Genomic DNA, 19475 nt, shown 5'->3' with positions numbered 1-19475 from the left:
GTCAAAAACAAATCATTATTTTTCTCTGTCATATATGACTACCTGTAAAGATCAAAAAGATGGGGATCTCTATAGGGATTTCTGCCATGATAATGATTACGGCTTTCTATTTTGTCGATTATGATGGCTAACAAGTAACCCAGAAAGCCGAAATGCTTCTCAAACCAGAGTTTGATATTTTCCCATCTGGTATTTATATGAAGTTCACGCTGATAGCTTTCTTTGAGAGAATTTCTATCTTTGATGAACCATGCTGACTTTTCCTCGAAATTTGTGCAGTAAGGGCATTTTTCATGCAGATCTGCGGGATATAAGTGACCTTTAGGGCACTGTACTACGTTTACTTCTTTTATTTCGTCCATATTGTCTCTCTCTTTTCTTTATTTCCAGTATTATGTTCTATGATCATCTTTATCTGTGTCTTCTCATGCGCTCGCTATAGGATGTTCCCCTGCTCCATTCTCCGCACCGATTCTCATAACCGGACTCTATAAGCAGTCTTATAGGCGCTGTTATTATCTTTAGAGTTGTTACGATCACCGATATCAGCGTTCCGAAATACTTATCGAACCAGAGTTCGGCATTTTCCCCTTTTGTATTTATATGAAGTTCGCGTTCATTCGCTTTTTTGCGGGCTTCCTGCCTTTCGGCGATATTAGCTTCTTCTATGCAGTAGGGGCAGGTCCTGTGCATATTTGCGGGATATAAGTGTCCTTTGGGGCACTTTACCACATTTACTTCTTTTATCTCATCCATATCTTTCATCTCTTTTCAAAAGATCACACATTTATTTCACGTGCCTCTCCCAATAAGATCCGTACTTATCCCAGTAATATGAATCATACCGCGATTTATATTTTCCCGGAAACAAATCTATTATCTTAAACATGATAACTATCGGTGCAAATAAAACAGACAGGATAGCTTTGAAAACTTCTGTATACTTACCAAACCTCAGCCTGGAGTTTTCAGATGGGGTATTTATGTGAAATTCTGGTTCTTCTGCTTTTTTGACAGCTTCTCTTTTTGCGATCTCTTCTGCTCCTTTTTTGCAGTAAGGACAAGTCTTGTAAAGATTTGACGGATAGAGATGTCTGTTCTCACATTCTGTTATCCTTATATCTTCCATTTCATTCATCTCTTTCTTTTAATGCGGGGTCATTTTTTCTTTATCTGACCCTTCTCTATGTTGAATATCTTCCCGTGCTGTTTTTCATCAAAGGGGATATTCATATCACAGCAGGTTATGAATACCTGCATATCGTGTATTTTTGATATAACGAACTTCTGCCTTGAGGGGTCGAGTTCGCTGAGGACGTCGTCCAGGAGGATAACGGGATGATCGTCGATCTCCTCATGTAGGATATACGCCTGGGAAAGCTTCATGATAAGTGCAACAGAACGGTGCTGTCCCTGTGAAGCGTCCTCTCTCACGGGGGAACCGTTTATCTTACATATCAGGTCGTCGCGGTGGACGCCTTTTTGCGTGAAGCCTGCGCGGATATCATCGTCTATATTCTTTTTCAGCACATTCAGGTACTGTTCGGTGAGTTCACCTGTATATACCGAGGCTGCGCCGAGGAGTTTGGTATCATAGACCGTTGAGTAGTAGTCTATATCCAGCTCTTCGCTGCCGCCGGATATCTCGGAATAGAGCTTTTTTGCTATACTGCATAGCTTTCTGGTATAATTGAACCTCAGCAGGGAGATATAAGCGCCCATCTGGGCAAGCTGGATATCCCACATTTCAAGCTCTTCTCTTCTGCTTCTGCCGTAAGAGATATTCTTCAGCAGGGTATTTCTCTGATCGATGAGTTTTTCGTACTTCTCGGTAACTGCGCTGTATGAATTCTTTATCTGAGACACCGAGAGGTCGGCAAACTGACGTCTGTTATCGGGTGAACCTTTGGAAAGTTCCAGATCCTCTGGGGTAAAGATGACGCAGTTGAGTCCGCCGAAGAGTTTCGACGGTGCTTTCAGCTTAACGCCGTTGAGGGAAACGCTTTTTTCCTTGATATTCGGCTTAGCCATGGCGTATCTTATATCCTGTTCGCGGAAGCTGTTTTTGAATGAAAGGTTTATTTCCATTACCTGTTCATCATCGCCGATCATACGTCTGTCCTTGGTGCTGCGGAAACTTCTTGCGCCGCTGCACAGCCATATTGCTTCGATGAGATTGGTCTTGCCCTGGGCATTCTTCCCGCAGAAGATATTTATTTTCTCATGGGGCTTGATCTCGATATTCTTGAGATTCTTAAAGCCGTTCACCGATAGATCCGTAATGAACATTATTTTATCACGAGTTCGGTCTTTATCTCGTCGATCTGTACCTTATCGCCGGGGCGTATCTTTTTGCCGCGCATGGTGCAGACTTCTCCGTTGACCTTTATGCGCTCTTCAAGGATTATCTCCTTGCCGATTCCGCCTGTTTCCACTATTCCTGCGAATTTCAGCAGGGAATCCAGCTTGATGAATTCGGAGGTTATCGCTATTTCCTTTTGCTTGTATATCATAATTTTATCCTTTATCCAAATCTTTTTATTCGGAGCGTATACTACTTTGCGTATTTCGGGTCAAGCAGGGGTTTTCCGTCCTTATCGACCAGAACAGTCAGCCCGCCCACATTAGTCCAGTGAGCCAGCAGATACTGCACACCGGTCTCCTTATCAACGATTATATGTGTACCCTGCACCATCCCGTTTTTTTCCACAAATTCAAATCTGCTGTCCATCTCAGATACCTCACTCTCATTCCCTCGGCAGACGTACCGGCAGCACGAGATATGTATACCTTTCGCCCTCGCAGGGAACTATCTTCATAGCCAGAAGGCTTCCGCCCATTTTGAGCTTGACTTTTTCGTCATCGATAACTTTCAGGGGATCGAGAAGATACTTGCACTTGAAGCCTATCTCGATAACGGGACCCGATATCTCGGCATTGATCTCATCGGAGATCTTACCGAGGGCAGTTGTACAGTTTATCTTAACATGATCGTTCTCGAAGTAGCATCTTACGGGAGAGGGTGATCTGTCGTTGATAAGCAGCATAGCTCTTTCAAGGGTAGAGATCAGCTCTTTTCTGTCAACCACAACATCGGTATTGGAAGAATTTGGTATAGCAGACTTGTAGGGGTGGAAATCGCCTTCGAGAAGTCTGGAATATACCACATATCCGCCGATATCGAAGATTATATGCTTTCTTGAGGGGTGTATGTACACTGTATCCTCTTCATTATCGCTGAGAAGTCCCTGTATCTCGGAGAGAGATTTTGAGGGAACAACGAATTTCATTGGTTCGCTGAACTTTACGGGTTCGTATCTTACAGCCATTCTGTAGCCGTCGATAGCTACCATGGTCAGGGTATTGTCTTCGATATCGAAGAGTTCGCCTTTGAGTATAGGCTTATCTTCGGTGAGAGCTACTGCAAACTTTGTCTGTGCTATCATATTCTTCAGCACCGGCTGAGCTATTGGTATCTGGGTCTCGCTGTCCTTTTCGGGAAGCTCGGGATAGTCCTCGGCTGAAGCTGCAAACATATTGAACTTGGTAACACCGCCCGATATAGTTACCTGATAGCTTTCGGATATATCTATCAGAACTTCATCAGCTGACATTTTCTTTATCATCTCGGAAAAAAGTCTGGCATTGATTATGCATGAGCCCTTGTCTTCGCTTCTTACGGAGATGACTGTTCTTATACCCATTTCAAGGTTATAGCCTGTGAGTTCAAGCAGAGAATCCGCAAGTGAGAACTTTATACCCTCAAGCGACGGGAGAGTTGACCTTTCGGATACTGCTTTTGAGACGTTTACTATTGCATCATAAAGCGTCTGCTTGGAACAGATGAATTTCATATTATCAATCCTTTCATTAGGTGCTGATGTATTTTTATTTTTTAGGGACGGTTTTCCGCCTTGTTGAATTTTCAAAGGTGGTGTTATCATAGCTGTGTGTTTTTCGCGATAAGAAAAACAAAAGTTAAGATATATTTTTAGTATTAGTAGTAGTGTGTGTTGAAAATGTTGGAAAGTGGGTGAAAGCCCTTTGAACTTCGGGTTTCGGTGGGGGGAGTTTTTGTTGGGTGTGTGTTGGGAAGATGTTGGCTAAATTTTTGGCTGTTGAATTGTTTAGAAATTGTTGGTTTAAAAGCTAAAACTCGGTTGAAAAAATGTGGGTATAAAAACTTTCAACTTTTTGGCTTTTAAAACAAATTTTAGCATATGATGAAAATTTTGAAAATCTGTCGGATGCTGTCAGGTTTTCCCGAGATATCAATAAATATCCCGATGATCAAATTGTTGAAAAACCTGTTGAAAATGTTGAGAACTAATACAAATTTTAATTTGTTTATCCCAAATAAGCAACTGACATTGTTGATTACTTCTCTTTGAGATTTTTGATTATATCGTCAACTGTATCCTTCATCTCCTTGTTGGATTTCAGGAGATTTGATACGTCGCGGTAGTGTATGGTCATGGTAGAGTGGTTCTTGTTGAGGGCATCGCCTATCTGGGTGTATGTCATGCCCTTGACCTCTTTCAATATATATATAGTTATCTTTCTGGCGATGGATATCTTTGAATGTCTGTGATTCGACTTGATATCATCGGCAGTAACATCGAATGCGTTTGCAACTTCGGATATGATCCTGTCTACGGTGATCTCCGAGGGCTGATTGGATATGATTATCTCCTTGATGACCCTCTGCGCCATGGATATGGACGGAGATTCGTTGGTATACATTGTAAGAGCTTTGATCTTCTTGACTGTGCCTTCAAGCTGACGGATATTGGTCTTCAGCTTTTCGGCAATAAGTCTTACTACATTATCTGAGAGTTTGAGACCCAGCAGCTCAGCCTTGCGGTTGATTATAGCCATTCTGGTCTCAAAATCAGGTGCCTGTACGTCAGCCTGCACACCGAGACTAAGTCTGGTGGATATCCTGTCCTGAAGCTTTGTCATCTTGGAGGGGAGGATATCAGATGTGAGAACTATCTGCTTGCGGGCATTGTAGAGTTCGTTGAATGTATGGAAAAATTCGTCCTGCATTCTCTCTTTGCCTGCGATTATCTGGATATCGTCTATCAGCAGGAGATCGGCATTACGGTATTTTTCATGGAAATTTACGGTATCTTTGAATTCCAGGGCTTTTACCAGTTCATTGATGAAGGCTTCGCCCGTGGTATAGATTATCTTCAGCTCGGGATGGCTTTTGCTTACCTTATACTCAATAGCCTTCATAAGGTGAGTTTTGCCAAGACCGGAATCGCCGTATATTATGAGGGGGTTGAACACCTTGTCGGGGTCGATCTCCTCAGCGTTTTTAACATCGTATTTTTCGGCAACGGCATTACAGAATGCATAAGCAAGGCTGTTAGAGCTGCCTCTTATGAAATTATCGAAGGTATATACGTCTACTTCGTCTGAAAGCTCGGTATCCTCTATCCTGATCTCCTTCTTTTCCTCGGGCTCGTCCTCGCCCGAAACCATTATATCGACCTTGATAGGGAATCCCATTACTTCTTCAAAAGCTTTATTGAGAACGTCACCGTATGCGGTCATGGTCTGCTGCTTTACAAAATCGCTTTTCGCAAGCAGGTACGCCACATTGTTTTCCATCTTATAGGGCTTGAGCACCTGAATCCACATACGATATCCCGATTCGCTTATACGCTTATCATTGGGTACGTCGCTTCCTGTCAGACGATAGCAATATTTTAATACCTCTTCAAATACATCATTGAATGAGTTGATCAACTCTTACGACCTCCTTAAAATCTTACCCGTATGCACCCGATATTTAAGTTTGATGAGGCACATTTATCAGACCCCCTGCAATAAGGCAGCGCAGGAGATCTTGGAAAAATAAATATTTACAGATTTTACCAAAATTAAAAAAGGGCACAAATATATAATTTATTATATCACATTCCAAATTAAATTTCAAGACCCCCTATATATATAATAGTATTGATATATAATTCGGACATTAGGGGTTTTTTCGTGTATCTGCGGGGAATTATGCAAATGAAAATATAAATTTAATAAAAATTTTACTTAATGGGGTTAGGGGATAGCAATCTTGCGGAAACTGCCAAGGAGGAGAGCTTTTGGTCAAGCTTTTCGCGAAAAGGTCCTAGCGTCGGATACGTTCGGCGCAGTCAACGTTGGCGAATTTCGCGGCAATATTAAAACCAAGAGCGTGAGCAAAACTTTGACACACGCACGAACTATCTGCGGAGAATATTGCCGCGCCCGAAATCAACGGCGATAGCTCGTTGATTTCTCGACCCGTCAGGGGCGACAATGTCTCCGCACTATCTTCCCGCGTAAATGAACGCCCGCGCTCTACTCAGACGCTGACAGCTACAACTTGTTATCCGATGGCGTGACCCGAGGAACGAGTGGCGAAAATCAGCAAACTATCGATGGATAGTTAAGAACATTTCCAAAATACAACTAAGAATATCCGAACCAATGCGATCGCATACAATCGCATACCAAGGAACGAGGTGCGAAAATCCGAAAATCCCCGATCTTACAAAGAATCAAAGCCCGAGAAGAAGTTTTCAGCAATGAAACTCCAAATCTCACCAAAAAAAATAATAAATATATAAATAATAATTAAATAAATTATGAACTGACTTGACAAACTATATGTAAGTAAGGTATAATGTTAAATTACAAGGGCTATGTCTACAAGACAGGCTATGGATAATTTTTTCCGACAATTTTTGCGGGTGTGTCCTGTAAAGGGTACAGTTGTAAAATGCTCGGGACGTGCAAAAAGGAGAGTGAAACAGACATGAAGAGAACATATCAGCCTAAGAAGCTCCAGAGGAAAAAGGTCCACGGCTTCAGAAAGAGAATGGCTACTGCTAACGGCAGAAAGGTGCTGGCTCGCAGAAGAGCAAGAGGCAGAGCAAGACTGACTCACTGATAAAGAGCAATGACCGTATACCAGCAAACAGTGTCATACAGACGCTTTGCAGGTTATGCACAGAAAGGTCGCAGTTTTTCTTGCAGACCGTGATCCGCAGTATTTCTGCGGGTCTTATTCGTGCATTTTCTGCGCGGCGTTCTGATCGTATGCGTTTGTTTGGTATAAGGTCTTTATCTTTTTATGAGTAAATTAATTTTGTTAATAAATTAACATTTTATAGTGAACGGTGGGGATACTGCCGTTTGATATAATATACATTCGGAGAGGAAAGATATGCTGTTCACACAGGTGATAAAGGATAACAAGTCATTCCAGAGGTGTTACCGCAGCGGGCGGTATGCTGTATGCGGATATGTGTGTGCGTATTTTTATCCCAATGGTACGCCGTTCAACAGGCTGGGCATAACCGCGGGCAAAAAACTTGGCAACGCGGTGTGCAGAAACAGGGTGAAAAGGATAGTCAGGGCTGCTTACAGGCTCTGCGAGACCGATTTTCCAATAGGCTACGACATTATCTTTGTCGGCAGGAACGACGCTGCTGAGAGGACCTCTGCGGAGATGGAAAGTTTTATCAGGGAAAAGCTATTCTGTGAGATGGAAAAAGCCGCGCAGAACGGGGCTTTTGAAAAATCCAGGAATAAGAAAAAAAGGTAAGGGAAATATATGTCGCCCTTTGCATGGCTGGCAAGACTGCCTATCAAGGCATACAGGAAATTTATAAGTCCTGCGCTGCCTGCGCAGTGCAAATATTATCCGACTTGTTCTTCCTATGCGCTGACGGCTTATGAGAAACACGGATTTCTTATGGGTACGGTGCTTACGGTGTGGAGAATTCTGCGGTGCAATCCGTGGTCTCTGGGAGGGATAGATGAAGTCCCCGACAAGGTCAGGATAGATTATTTTAAGATAAAAGGACGGAAATAAGTAAGGAACTGTTTTGAAATAAGTTGTATGTTCGCTGTAAAACAGTTGTGATACATTTGCATTGCAAAGTTTGGCAGAGTTGAATTTGCAAGTTATTTCAAAACAGATATCAAGGAAAGTAATGTGTTCGCACATTGTGGTGAATGTGGGGTAGTACCCCATTTGCCATAAAATGAATTGAAAGAAAAGAGGAGTTAAATTGTTTGACCTTATTGCTATCCCATTGGGATGGATAATGAAGGGCTGTTACTATGTATTTAAGAATTACGGTATAGCCCTGCTTGTATTCACGCTGATAACTAAGGTGCTGTTATTCCCTTTGAATATAAAACAGCAGAAGAGCACAGCGAGCATGGCTATGCTGAAACCGAAGCTTGATGAGCTGGAAAAGAAGTACGGCAAGAACAAGCAGAAGCTTCAGGAAGAACAGATGGCACTGTATTCGGAGACAGGCGTAAACCCTATGGCAAGCTGTATGCCGATGCTTGTACTGATGCTGATACTGTTCGCGATGATACCTGTTATCTATGGTCCTCTGACTTATGTATCAAATCTGGAAAAGGACGATGTCAAGGCTTCAAACCAGATGATAAAGCAGCTGCATATAGTAAGTGCGGAAGTCGAGAGCCACGATACTACTCTTGAAGAGCTTATCGCAGGCTATGAGGCTGATGGCAAGGACCCTTATGAGAAGCTGGAAGACCTTTTCAAGGACGAGGAAGAGTATCCCAAGTCTGCAAAGACCTTTAAGAAGGAAAGCGGCATCGATAATGTTATCGATGCTATAAAGCTCCACAATGATATCGATCAGTTCGTACTTGACGATAAGTATTTCGCACAGAACCTTATCGAGGGCAGACCTGAGCTGATGACATTCGTATTTGCACAGGATAAAAACGGCGAATATGCTGATGTGCTTAGTGTTGTATCTACTGAACTGAAGAATTTCTCGGAAGATTTCAACTATGAATTCTTAGGCATATATCTGGGAACTACACCCAGCTGGAAAGACAAAAAGGTAACTTGTCTTGTACCTATACTCAGCTTCCTGCTGAACCTGCTGACTACAATGATCAGCCAGCATTACAGCAAGAAGAACAATCCTGCAATGGCTAAGATGACTGGTTCTACAGCGCTGATGATGTATTTCATGCCTGTATTCTCACTGTGGATCACATTCAAGTATCCTATCGGTCTGGGTATTTACTGGTGCTTCTCATCACTGTTCGGTATTTTCCAGATCATCATACTCAACAAGATATATACTCCCGAGCACGTGGCAGAGCTTGTTGAGAAGGATATGGCAAAGAAGAAGACCAGCGGCAAGCAGAACCTTATGCAGAAGATGGCAGAGGCTCAGCTGGTAGCAGCCGGCAAGGATCCTGCGGAGATCAGAAAGCAGGCAGGCGGCGACGATTACGAAGAGCCCAAGAAGAAGAGCAAGAACGAGATCAAGCAGGAACAGCGCAAGAAGATAAACGAAGCAAGACAGAGAGCTGCTGAAGAGATGGATGAGGACGAAAAGGATCTCACCGATGAGCAGAGAGAGAAGCTTCGCAAGGCGCGTGAAAAGATGGCGAAAAAATACGGAAACTGAATTTCACAGGATATCCTGATGAGATATAATAAACACGAGAGGAGAGCTTGACTTATGAAGCAGGAATTTTCTGCCCCCACAGTTGAGGAGGCAAAGGCCCTGGCTGCACAGGAATTCGGTGTGAGCGAGGACAAGATCAACTTTACTGTTATTGAAGAGCCTAAGAAGTCCCTTTTTGGTAAAGTGAAGGGCGATGCAAGAGTTGAAGCGGAATACACCGAGACAAAGACAGATATTACTGTTAAGTACATCAGAAAAGTACTGACAGGCATGGGCGTCGAGAATATCACCATTGATGTAACTGAGATCGAGAACGGTATCTCACTGGAGATTAACGGCGACGGATTTAGCGAGATGATAGGTGCCAAGGGCGAGCTACTGGATTCACTGCAGTATCTGGCTTCTCTGGTTTGCAACAAGGTTGACAGAGAGTATTTCAGAATAACTACTGACTCCAACGGTTTCCGTGAGAGAAGAAAGAAGCAGCTTGAAGAGCTGGCTGCTAAGATAGCTAACAACGTCAAGAAGAGCGGCAGATCTTCTGCGCTGGAGCCTATGAACCCTTACGAGAGACGCATCATCCATGCGGCTGTATCCGAGATAGAGGGTGTTACTTCTCAGTCCAAGGGTGAGGATCCTTACAGAAAGGTAATAATCAGCTCCACCAATCCCAGACGCGGCGGAAGAGATTTCAAGCGCGGCGGCAAGGGCGGCAACAGAAGAAACGGCGGTGGAAGAAAGGGCGGCAGACGTCCTCAGAGCACAGGCTTTGATTTCACCACAAGCTTTGAGAAAGAGTACAAGAAGCCCAAGCCCGAGGATTCAATGCTCGGTTCGGGTCTGTATTCCAAGATCGATATCTGATAACAGCATTATAAAAAGAGCGGAAATTTTGGTTTCCGCTCTTTTTTGGTGTTATTGTCTTGGCAGGGGTTGGCTTGAGTTGGGATGTGGTCGTATGCGGTGGGATACTTTGGAGTATGAGTACATACAAATGTGCTTACTGAGGTATAGTGCCGCGGTCATTTTTACTCCTCTGAGACTCAGCTTTGTTGACAATGTACTTTCCGAAAGTCGGATACAGCCGTATCTCTTTTGAGTTTTGAACAAATGTTCCACGTGGAACATTTTTGATTTAATGTACTGAGGCAGTTGGTCACAGGGATGGTTTGTGCGGGGGTTTGTCGCCCCTCGTTCCTCGGTTCGAGCCATCAAATACGCTATCGCTGTTTGACGGCAGGCGCGACAATATATTTTCGCACATAGTTTGAGCGTGGACACAAGATTTGTCCACGATCGATTTTTTGATATTGCCGCGCCCATTTGGTCGGAAGTTTGCTATGCGCTTATAGTTCGCTATGCATTTTGGCTTTGCGCCTTGGTGATTGAGGGCTCTGCCCTCAAACTCCCGCAAGCCTTTCGCGAAAGGCTTGAGCCAAAGCTCTCTTCCTTGGCAGTTTCCGCACTTTACTGATTTTCCAATCCCTGCACTATCTCTTCATCCGGTTTTACCGTTATCGTATAGTTATGCGTAAATATAACCATGCCCGGTTTCGAGCCCGCAGGTTTCTTTACGAACTTTACAAAGGTATAATCCACATCACATCTCGATGAATTTTTAGCTTTTGAATAGTATGCCGCTATCATCGCTGCTTCTTCTATGGTGCGGTCGGGGGGGAGTTCATCTGGAGTGAACTTTGCGGCTTCTCCTCTGTCGGGACAGCTGATTATTACGTGACAGCCTGTGATATCTTTTGCATGGAGCCACACATCTGTCTTTTTGGAATCCTTACAGGTCAGTCTGTCGTTCTGGGCGTTATTTCTGCCCACGCGGATCTCATATCCCTCGCTGGATTTGAACTTCATCGGCGGAAGTGCTTTTGGCGGTTTGCCTTTCTGTCTGCTTCGGCTGATATATCCCTGTTCGGTAAGTTCCTGTCTTAGTGCGGCGATATCGCCCTCTGTTCTCGCTCTTGTCAGGGCATCGAGAACTGTATCGAGGTACTTTGCTTCCTCTTCGCCCTGGGATATCAGTTTTTCAAGAACTTTCTCCGCGGTATCCAGTTTGCGGTATTCCTTGAAATACTTCTGGGCATTCTGGACTGGGGTCAGGCGTTTATCCAGCTTTACGGTGACTTCGCTCTGTTCTGGGTCGTAGAAGTTTATGAGTTTAGCTTCTGTCATGCCTTTTTCAAGTGTGTAAAGGTTCGCTGTGATGAGGTCGCCGTACTGTTTCAGCTGTTCTCTTTTAGCACAGTCTTTCAGTTCAAGCTGTTGATTTTTCACCCTTGATTCTGTTCTGTCGATGGTATTTGCCAGAAGTCTGAAAAGGTCCTGAGCCTTTTGTCTTGTACGGGAAAGGCTGTCTCTTTCGGAATAGAAATAATCCAGCAGTGCGGATGCGCTCTCAAACTGTTTTGTCACCATAAGTCCGCCGTACTGATCTATATTGCAGAAACAGAAGTCTTTCAGTTCGCCGCTTGTGGTCTTTATCACGGTGAATTTATTTTCGCATTTTTCGATCTGTTCCCTGATCTTTTTGATATAGAACCACAGTCTGTCCTTATGGTCTGGGGTCATTTCACCGACTATGACTTCGGCTGAATGTGAGGTAAAGAAAGCGCACTCTCTTGCGAATACGGGGGATATGCCTTGCAGGGTCTTCATTATGCCCTTTGAGAGTTCCTGCTTTGCGGACTCTGCCAGCTTTTCTTCAAACTCTTCCCTTGAACATTCCGTCAGAGAAAGTCTGCCGTCGCTTTCGGGGAGGGTATAGACTACTCCGGGAAGCACCGGGGTCTCGGATACTTCGGTAGACACTCGCTTTATGCTGTCTATAACTTTTCCATCCTCATCTGTCAGCAGCAGATTTGCTCTTCTGCCCATGAGTTCAACAGTCACTGTCAGCCTTACCATATCACCCAGTTCGTTGGTAGCATCGAAATCCATCATAATTACGCGCTCGAAATCGGGCTGTCTTATATCAACAAGCTTTGCACCCGAAAGGTGTTTTCTCATCAGCATACAGAACATGGGGGGCTGTTTCGGGTTTTCGATATCCGCATTTGTCAGATGAAGTCTTGCCGTGCCTGCCACCGTATTTATCAGCAGTTTTTTAAGACCGTCATAGGTGCGCAGTGCAAAAAGCAGCTCACCTTTTGAAGGCTGATGTATCTTATCCACTCTTCCGCCGATAAGCGGCATGAGTTCCTTTTTTATCTCACTCAGAAATACTCCGTCAAGAGCCATTGTTAATCGTCCTTTCCGATGCGGGGGTCACTTTTCCCGAAATACTCGCCCATGAATTTCTTATAAATTGCAAAAGCTGCATTTCCGGGAGAGTCGGGAAATATAGTTTCTATCACTTTTTCAGCGGGCACCCAGTCAGCCCAGTCCACCTCTGATGACAGCACCAGGGGCTGTTTTTTCACCCTTGCTATAAAGCCGTGCATAAAAAGTCCCTGTTTTTCAAACCAGTAAGTACCTGCGTAGTCGAGGTTTTCAACTTTAATGCCTATCTCCTCGGCGACTTCTCTTACCGCTGTCTGTTCGGCGTTCTCACCCGGGGTGATATAGCCCGAAACGAATGTGGTATACCTGTCCGACATATAATCCTGTCTCAGCAGCGCAATCTCATCGAACTCGTTAGCGACCAGAACTATGGAACAGCTTGGGAAAGAATCGAACCACAGTTTTTCACAGCCCTCGCAGTAGGGCACAAGACCCTCATCGCCCGCAGGTTTTTCTATAAGCTTTCTTCCGCACTGCGGACAGTAAATATATCTCATGTTGTTTCCTCCGCAAAAATGGTCGGAACAGTTCGCAGGCAAAGGATATCATCGGATACCCTTTGCTGCACCGCCGTCCCGACCGTAATGATCGTGGTATCTAAGCCTTACTGCTCTTCGGAAGAAGATACAGTGATATCAGGTTTTTCGCCCTCAGCAGCCTCCTGAGCCTCTGCTTCAGCAGCGGCAGCCATAGCAGCGTCCTTGGTCTTCTTGAAGTTGATAAGGGTCTGCTTGATGGATTCCAGCATAGGCTTGGTGAAGGGCAGGTTGTGCTCCTGGGTGAAGGGGTTGATAACGAAGCCTTCAACGTTGGGAGTGCTCTCTGTCAGGTAAGCGATATCGCTGAACTTCATAGCGAAAGGTCTGTACAGCTGGTCTGTGTTCAGCTTCTTCAGCTCCTCAGCATCGGTGAATACGGGGAAGAAGGATACAGAACCTGTCTGGTTGCCCTGCTCATCGCGGATGGGCTTGTTGACCAGCATGAACTTAGCTTCCTGCTTGTCCTTGAACTGTACGTGGTTGTTCTGGTCAGCTACAAGCTCCTGACCCTTTTCGATGATCGCGGGTACAAGGAATGTAGATCTCAGTGCGGTGTTGATTACCTTGTTCTGAGTGTCTGCACTGAATTCCTTTCTCATTTCATTGATAGCTTCTACCAGTGCGGTATTGTCTATCTTCTCCTTGGTTACTGTTCCCGATATCTTTAAATTCTCTGCCATTGTCTTTTACTCCTTTTAAATAGATTTTGGTTTGTTTTCACGCCTGTTTTTCTTCCAAGTTTATATCAACAATAAACTTAGGTCTTGCCTTTGTTTCAAGATATATCTTGCCGATATATTCGCCGATGACTCCTATTGCCAGCATCTGCAGTCCGCCTATTGCCCATACGGATACTATGGTTGAAGCCCAGCCTCTGACAGTATCGCCTACTGCTTTTGCTATAAGGAAGTATATCAGCATGATGATGGAAACGAGGAATATCACAACGCCAAGTGCTGTGATAAATCTTATGGGCTTTACAGAAAGGGAGGTTATACCTTCCACTGCGAAAGCCAGCATCTTTTTCAGCGGATACTTTGATTCGCCTGCTACACGCTCGTTTCTCTCGTACTTAACGATGTCGCTCTTGAAGCCCACCATAGGCACCATTCCTCTAAGGAACAGGTTGACCTCCTTGAACTCTGCCAGCGAATCGACAGCCCTCTTGCTCATCAGCCTGTAATCAGCATGGTCGTAGGTTATCTCCACGCCCATGAATTCCAGCATTTTATAATAGCTTCTGGCTGTGTTCCTCTTGAACGCTGTATCGGTCTCTCTTGAAGACCTTACGCCGTATACTATCTCACAGCCCTCGGCACGCTTTTCAAGCATACCGTCTATAGCATTGATATCGTCCTGTAAGTCTGCGTCCATAGATATCAGTATGTCCGCATATTTTCTGGCAGTCATAAGTCCTGCCAGCAGTGCATTCTGATGACCCTTGTTTCTTGAAAGCTTTATACCCGTAAACAGGTTTGTCTGAGGCATATCGTGAAGCTTTTCGATAACTTCCCAGGTATTGTCCTTTGAACCGTCGTCCACGAACATTACTTTGCTTTCACTGCTCACCTTGCCCTCAGCAATAAGCTCATCCATCTTTTTCATAAGAGCCTTTGCGGTTATGGGCAGCATCTCCTCCTCGTTATAACATGGTATCACCAAATACAGTGTCTCCGCCAATTCATTCATCTCCAAAAATCATAGTATCGCTTAGGTCAGCGTATCCCGAAGAGCCTGCAGGCATTTTCGTTAGTTGCCCGAAGCACCTCTTCCGCGGAAACTCCTTTTATCTCCGCCATGACCTTAGCAGTCTCGGCTATCATCGAACTGTCGCTTCGCTCACCTCTGTAAGGCGGCGGTGCCATGTAGGGACAATCCGTTTCCAGCAGCAGCCGTTCAAGCGGCACTGCTTCGCAGGCGCGTTTTGCTTTCTTGTTGTTCTTGAAAGCCAGCGCCCCGGTGAATCCTATATACATACCCAGTCCCACGACTTCCTCAGCCGTTTCAGCCGAACCCGAAAAACAGTGCATAACGCCCGCAGGTCTTAGGTCGCTGAGGATTCCCATACATTCTTCCGTCGCATCGCGGCAGTGGATTATAACGGGGAGTTCCTTCTCGTTTGCGAATCTCACCTGATCTATAAAAAGGGTCTTCTGCTTTTCGGCGTTGTATCCCTCATAGTGGTGGTCAAGACCTATCTCGCCCACTGCACGGAGTTTACCTGTGGCTGCTGCTTTTTCATACAGCGCATTAAGTATCTCCATATAATTATCGGGAACATCGTCGGCATACTCGGGATGAAAGCCTATGGATGTATAGTAATTCCCGTATCTTTCAGCCGTTTCTATACCAAACAGCGAGGACTTTTCATCTACCGCCGCATGGAGCATCTTGTCAACCACATGACCCTCACTCACCAGCAGCTTGTCCAGCAGTTCATATCTGTCTTCGTCAAAAGCTCTGTCGTCGTAATGACAATGTGAGTCGAATATCATGCCTGCCATAGATATCTCCTTTCTGTTCGATATATACAAAAAATATTATAACACATTTATCCACATTTGTAAAGAACTTTTTTTGTCTTTTTAGTAAAAATCACAGCAAAAAATGCGCCCGCGCCGAGTGTTATAGTAAACGACATATAAATTTTCACTTATACCAACCGCAGATGCTTTACTTTTTGCAGCTGTGGCTGGTATAAGTATGAAAATTCATGTCGTTTGCTATAATCTCAGCGCGGGCGGAAATTTTTTTGTTATGGTGGGTCGTAATAAAGAAATATGGTTATCCCGCTGACACACCTGACTTAACATTGATCAAAGGAATATAAAGATAACGTCAGCATAATATATCCCTGTCGATCCGGCATTTTAAGTGGTGTGGTAAAGGGATAATCAGATAAAGAAATACAGATCAGGACAGACCTAAGTTTGAATACTTGTTTCCGAAAAGGTTGAAGCAGTTATTATGACTGCTGTTCAGGCATACATCGCCTGTAGTCTCATCGTAAAGTATATTCATACCGTCTCTGCGAATAATACGGCTATCGATATTTGTTTCGTAAACTTTCTTAAATTCGTTCTCTATGTCATAAATGCGAAGTTCGCTGCTGTATTCACCAGTGTTACTTAAAAACAGATATTTACCGTCTTTTGTTACAAAAGTATTGCACTGATCTCCATTATTATCTCCCGCCATTTCATCAAATACCAGTTCATCTTCGGGCGTTCCGTATACAGGTTCTTCATCGCCTGTCATGTCTATACGTCTGAACTGCTGTTTACCGTCTTTATCACCGAAAACGAGATACAGATATTTTCCGCTGTCAAAATATAACGGAAGTTCCCAATCTTTGTATGTTTCGTAGGTATATTCGGCATAAGCATATCCGTCATCAAGTGAAACAGTGTGCAAAGTTATGGTATTGTCTTTAGCTGAAGCGTAATAGATGCACTTGCCGTTTTTCGATATTTTTATATTTTGAAAAAAATAACCGGAATTTTCGATTTTATGGATAACGCTGCCGTTGCTGTCGTAAATACAGGAGTCCGAACCAAATATATACGATTTATTATCGGGTGTTATCAGGAGCTTAGGTTCAGAACGTCCTGCATCGAAACTGAATGTACTGTTTTCGATGGGTGCAAGATCAAGATCATATAATTCGAAGGTATAGTCAGTATCAGTCTTGGCATTTTCTTTGCGTTTGAAATATGATATGCAATTTTCTTCGGCATGAATTAATCCCGACTCCTCAACATTCCCTATAAATACGCTCTTTATCGAGTTCGTATCAGACTCGTAAATATAAACATAGAAATTTAAATATTCTATGATACCAATTTCATCCGCGTGTTCGTTAAAATACGTTACACCCATATAGTTGCCATTTGACAATCTCCATAAAGCCGAACCGAACTTGTCTTCAATTTTTTCAGCATCGGGATCAAATCCCAGTTCTTCATTCGATACAGGCAGTTCATCGACAGCTTCACCGTTGAAATAGTGTGCAGCATCTGATGTATCTGCTGTATTTGTTGTGTCTGTTGTATCTGTTGTGTCGTTCTTTTCGATATTTTTTATGTCGAATTCCGGATACTCTTTTCCGAAAATATTGAAGCATAAAGTCGATTCAAGCCGCGGTGTATTAGCACCTGTTTCATGAAGATCGCCTATGCACACATTGCCTGAGGCTTCATTGAAAAGCAAATTACAGCCATCACGGGTGAAACATCTACCTGCTTCATCCATCGTTTTTTCATATACCTTTTTGAAATTGTTCTCTATATCGTAAACATTGACTGATGTTATGGACGATTCCAGATTGTCCAAAGAGCAAGTGAACAGATATTTTCCGTCATTTGAAACATAGTAATATTCAGGCATGAATCCGACATAGTTGATAACATCTTCAGGTTCGCCGAAATAAAGTTCTTCCTCGCCTGTCATATCTATGCGTCTTATCATCTGTTTGCCGCTTTCAGTGTAGTAAACGGTGTACAGATACTTTCCGATGTCAAAATACAGCGGTTCATATTCGTCTGTTACAGAATCGCTGTTATATATGCTGTCGGTATGTTCACAATCGGTATAACCATCGCTGATGGCTATGCCTTTAATAATTTCAGCTTCATCATCCTCATCCTGAATAGTGTAATAGAAGTATTTGCCACACTTGGCAAGGGTACAGCTGTCTATGTGGTAGACCACGTCACTTTCATATATAGTATTGCCGTCAATATCATATACCGACAGTTTTTCCTTATCAGTCTCATAGTTTAAGCCCGCAATATATATATCGTTATTGTCGGATACCATAGGCATACACGGTATTTGGCTGTCGTTGAGGTCAAATCTGATGTTTTCCTTTATCGGATTCAGGTCGAAATCGAAAAGCGAACCTTTTATTTTAATGGGAGTATCCGGGTTCTGGGGCTGTTCGACATACCATATACCTATACAGTTTTCGTAAATTTCTACACTGCAAAAATTAGATACTATCTCATCGCCAATCACTGATTCCGTTACAGGGTCAAAAATAAAATAATGATTTTCACACCATTCATAGTCATCGGGAATTTTGATTTCACCGTAATCATCATAGCTCTGTTTGATAAGGAATCTTCCGTTCGGAAGTTTCCATATATCTGAATAGTAGCCGAATTTTTCATACAAAGCGGATTCAATAAAGTCGGTATATGCCGCTGATGAATCACTGTGTGGTGTGACCCAGTCAAACCCGCCTTTCAGCAGGTATGAACCTCCGCCCACTGCTAAAACGCCTGCGATAACTGCTGCCGCTATCCTGCCGCGGCGCTTTACTTTTATTTTATCCGTATTGCTGTTTTCCTTTGCCGTGCTGCTGACGATTATCTTATTGTTCTCCATAACATCACCTGTTAAGCCTTTCCGAATGCGAGCTTTGACAGAACTGTCAGCGCGCACATTATCGAAAGCAGCTGCAAGCTTGTTATCAAGCTCTTTGTCTGTCATAGTCTCACCCTCCCAATTCTTTTTTCAGCTTTTTTCTTGCCCGGTGTATGTATGAATATACCGTGTTTTCGCGACACCCCATCAGCTTTGCGGTCTCGGCGGCTGTATAGCCCTCGTAAAGGTTCAGGTAGACAGCCATGCGCTCATTTTCGGGCAGACGCATAACTGCATCCATGACTTCCCTGTATTCAAAATCTGCGCCTTTTTCCGCCGCTGAATCAAGTTCCTTGTCCTTGCGGTGATGTCTTCTAAGCATCGTTTTGCAGACATTCTGTGCCGTTACTATCAGCCACGCTTTCGTGTGTTCACCCACAGCGGGAGCATTGTCCGCTTCAAGGTAACGCATGAATACGGTCTGCGCCGCGTCTTCAGCATCGGCAGTATGGCCGTGAAAATATACAAAGCATATCCTGTACACCATGTCAAAATATTCATCATAAACGGCATCAAAACCGCTTATCTCGAAACAAGCTGTTTCCACAGTCAACCACCCCCTTATAATCCGCCGCCGAGGGGGTCGGCAGCGGGTCTTTTTGGTTTTCTGTATATAATACGTTTGAAAACACAATATCCTTGCAGCATATAAAAAATTTTTTTAGAAAAAAAGAATATCCCGATCCGGCTGTGTATTACTGCAAATAATAATTTACCATATGGACTGCGGATTTTACTGGGGAAAACCTTTCTG

The 19475-nt window shown here is 43.8% G+C and carries 20 protein-coding genes; 5 read left to right on the top strand and 15 right to left on the bottom strand.

The window, feature by feature from the left end; all coding sequences use genetic code 11:
* Positions 1 to 38 precede the first annotated feature (38 nt).
* From BM265_RS13265 to dnaA, 8 genes are all read right to left on the bottom strand, one after another.
* A complete protein-coding gene (locus BM265_RS13265) occupies positions 39 to 362 on the bottom strand; it encodes a hypothetical protein (RefSeq protein WP_074962296.1) in 324 nt (107 codons plus the stop codon).
* A 49-nt stretch (positions 363 to 411) separates the two neighbouring features.
* Positions 412 to 756, bottom strand: coding sequence for a hypothetical protein (locus tag BM265_RS13260; RefSeq protein WP_074962295.1), 345 nt, complete (start codon positions 754 to 756; stop codon positions 412 to 414).
* 31 nt (positions 757 to 787) lie between these two features.
* Entirely contained in the window at positions 788 to 1138 is a 351-nt protein-coding gene (locus tag BM265_RS13255) for a hypothetical protein (protein ID WP_207646984.1), read from the bottom strand.
* A gap of 20 nt (positions 1139 to 1158) precedes the next feature.
* On the bottom strand, positions 1159 to 2289 hold the full coding sequence (gene recF, locus BM265_RS13250) for a DNA replication/repair protein RecF (RefSeq protein WP_074962293.1): 1131 nt from the start codon (positions 2287 to 2289) through the stop codon (positions 1159 to 1161).
* Positions 2289 to 2513: an RNA-binding S4 domain-containing protein gene (locus BM265_RS13245; protein ID WP_074962292.1), complete on the bottom strand. Its 225-nt coding sequence runs from the start codon at positions 2511 to 2513 to the stop codon at positions 2289 to 2291. Before BM265_RS13245 ends, recF begins: the two co-directional genes overlap by 1 nt.
* Positions 2514 to 2554: 41 nt before the next feature.
* A complete protein-coding gene (locus BM265_RS20140; RefSeq protein ID WP_177219596.1) occupies positions 2555 to 2731 on the bottom strand; it encodes a DUF6440 family protein in 177 nt (58 codons plus the stop codon).
* Positions 2732 to 2747: 16 nt separating this feature from the next.
* Positions 2748 to 3854 carry a DNA polymerase III subunit beta gene (gene dnaN, locus BM265_RS13240; RefSeq protein WP_074962291.1) on the bottom strand — a complete coding sequence of 369 codons (1107 nt, stop codon included), beginning with the start codon at positions 3852 to 3854 and terminating at the stop codon, positions 2748 to 2750.
* Between the two features lie 523 nt (positions 3855 to 4377).
* Positions 4378 to 5757 (bottom strand): chromosomal replication initiator protein DnaA, encoded by a 1380-nt coding sequence (dnaA, locus tag BM265_RS13235; RefSeq protein ID WP_081350424.1) that lies wholly within the window; start codon positions 5755 to 5757, stop codon positions 4378 to 4380.
* A gap of 1048 nt (positions 5758 to 6805) precedes the next feature.
* Here dnaA and rpmH point away from each other — a divergent pair.
* The 5 genes from rpmH to jag all read left to right on the top strand — a co-directional run bounded on the left by rpmH (position 6806) and on the right by jag (position 10328).
* Positions 6806 to 6940, top strand: a complete 135-nt coding sequence (rpmH, locus tag BM265_RS13230; RefSeq protein WP_024858169.1) for a 50S ribosomal protein L34 — start codon at positions 6806 to 6808, stop codon at positions 6938 to 6940.
* Positions 6941 to 7216: 276 nt separating this feature from the next.
* Positions 7217 to 7597 (top strand): ribonuclease P protein component, encoded by a 381-nt coding sequence (rnpA, locus tag BM265_RS13225; RefSeq protein WP_074962290.1) that lies wholly within the window; start codon positions 7217 to 7219, stop codon positions 7595 to 7597.
* A gap of 9 nt (positions 7598 to 7606) precedes the next feature.
* Positions 7607 to 7867, top strand: coding sequence for a membrane protein insertion efficiency factor YidD (yidD, locus tag BM265_RS13220; RefSeq protein WP_074962289.1), 261 nt, complete (start codon positions 7607 to 7609; stop codon positions 7865 to 7867).
* Between the two features lie 199 nt (positions 7868 to 8066).
* Entirely contained in the window at positions 8067 to 9464 is a 1398-nt protein-coding gene (gene yidC, locus BM265_RS13215) for a YidC/Oxa1 family membrane protein insertase (RefSeq protein ID WP_074962288.1), read from the top strand.
* A gap of 54 nt (positions 9465 to 9518) precedes the next feature.
* Complete coding sequence (gene jag / locus BM265_RS13210; protein WP_074962287.1) at positions 9519 to 10328, top strand: RNA-binding cell elongation regulator Jag/EloR; 810 nt, start codon at positions 9519 to 9521, stop codon at positions 10326 to 10328.
* Between the two features lie 603 nt (positions 10329 to 10931).
* Here jag and BM265_RS13205 read toward each other — a convergent pair.
* The 7 genes from BM265_RS13205 to BM265_RS13175 all read right to left on the bottom strand — a co-directional run bounded on the left by BM265_RS13205 (position 10932) and on the right by BM265_RS13175 (position 19268).
* On the bottom strand, positions 10932 to 12713 hold the full coding sequence (locus BM265_RS13205; RefSeq protein WP_074962286.1) for an Rqc2 family fibronectin-binding protein: 1782 nt from the start codon (positions 12711 to 12713) through the stop codon (positions 10932 to 10934).
* A gap of 2 nt (positions 12714 to 12715) precedes the next feature.
* Entirely contained in the window at positions 12716 to 13252 is a 537-nt protein-coding gene (locus BM265_RS13200) for an NAD(+) diphosphatase (RefSeq protein WP_074962285.1), read from the bottom strand.
* 107 nt (positions 13253 to 13359) lie between these two features.
* Entirely contained in the window at positions 13360 to 13974 is a 615-nt protein-coding gene (locus BM265_RS13195; RefSeq protein ID WP_074962284.1) for an SseB family protein, read from the bottom strand.
* A gap of 37 nt (positions 13975 to 14011) precedes the next feature.
* Complete coding sequence (locus tag BM265_RS13190) at positions 14012 to 14974, bottom strand: glycosyltransferase family 2 protein (protein WP_074962283.1); 963 nt, start codon at positions 14972 to 14974, stop codon at positions 14012 to 14014.
* A gap of 35 nt (positions 14975 to 15009) precedes the next feature.
* A complete protein-coding gene (locus BM265_RS13185) occupies positions 15010 to 15798 on the bottom strand; it encodes a TatD family hydrolase (protein WP_074962282.1) in 789 nt (262 codons plus the stop codon).
* Between the two features lie 409 nt (positions 15799 to 16207).
* Positions 16208 to 18787, bottom strand: coding sequence for a TolB-like translocation protein (locus tag BM265_RS13180; RefSeq protein ID WP_074962281.1), 2580 nt, complete (start codon positions 18785 to 18787; stop codon positions 16208 to 16210).
* A 4-nt stretch (positions 18788 to 18791) separates the two neighbouring features.
* Positions 18792 to 19268: an RNA polymerase sigma factor gene (locus BM265_RS13175; RefSeq protein WP_074962280.1), complete on the bottom strand. Its 477-nt coding sequence runs from the start codon at positions 19266 to 19268 to the stop codon at positions 18792 to 18794.
* Positions 19269 to 19475 lie beyond the last annotated feature (207 nt).

The sequence above is a fragment of the Hominimerdicola alba genome, from assembly GCF_900112155.1.
In the GTDB taxonomy this organism is placed as follows: Bacteria; Bacillota; Clostridia; order Oscillospirales; family Ruminococcaceae; genus Hominimerdicola; species Hominimerdicola alba_D.
The sequence above is the reverse complement of the archived record's forward strand: the minus strand, read 5'-3'. Positions and strand labels throughout refer to the sequence as shown.